Genomic DNA, 943 nt, shown 5'->3' with positions numbered 1-943 from the left:
AGCTTATCCGAACCAAATGCCGATGGTATCTCCGGCCGAAGCTTATCCGAATTACGCACCGATGACTCATTATCCAGAAGTGGATCCGGCATACGCCTATCCGCATCATGCTTATCCCACTCCATATGATTGGTGCTACCCGTCACCTTATGGAATGGGGTTTCCCTCGACGCTGGGAGCCTATGATCATGCAGGGCCCAACGCCCCTTTTGTAGGGGCCGCCGAGAACGCGGCGTACTGGGACCGTAACCCGGCGCCTGCCTACCCAGCCCCGATTGGGGAAGAGGAGACCCAAGCGACAGCTACCATCAATGAGGCGGCGGTCCATGAGACATCCGAGGTAGAGGAGTCTGAGCCTGCGGCTGATGAGACTGCATCCAAAAAGATCAGCGACCTGAAGGATAAAGCAAAGGTTAATAAATCGAAAGCTCCCGCCGCTAAAAAGGAAAGAAAAAGCACAGCTGCTGACAGACCGCGTAAAAACCCATGGATTAATGGATGATAGCAGGTCAATTTGAGCAGAAGCAGGCATTTCGAGGTGAACGTCGGAATGCCTGCTTTTAATTGAGTTCAAGGTTCGTATCATTGTAACCATTCTTCAGCAAGAGCATTTCCGCTTAATGGCGGTTTGAACTCTATGAATGCTGTATTAATTTTATAAAAGAACTAGTATGAATATATGAAAAAGATGCTTGAAATATGCTAGAATTTATTTTGTTGTGGGTAAAAGTATAGTATGAATATTGGATGGAATATTTTGTGTGTTGCGGCAGTAGTGAGAACTGTGATAAATTATAGGTCCGGCCGAGTTAACGAGTTAGCAGGTCGGGGAAAATGAGATTTGATAGAAAAAAACTTCTTTAAAAAAAGTCTTGCAAATCTATCGAGTCTGTGATATATTATAAGAGTTGCTGCTGAAACACTGGGCGGTAACGAAACGAAG

General features: G+C 45.8%; 1 pseudogene. It reads left to right on the top strand.

The window, feature by feature from the left end:
• A pseudogene (locus tag IAE55_RS33575) lies at positions 1–502 on the top strand (hypothetical protein); the annotation flags it as partial.
• Positions 503–943: the final 441 nt, after the last annotated feature.

Source organism: Paenibacillus sp. S28 (genome assembly GCF_016624415.1).
Taxonomy (GTDB): Bacteria; Bacillota; Bacilli; order Paenibacillales; family Paenibacillaceae; genus Paenibacillus_AQ; species Paenibacillus_AQ favisporus.
This window is presented reverse-complemented; position numbering and strand designations above follow the sequence as displayed.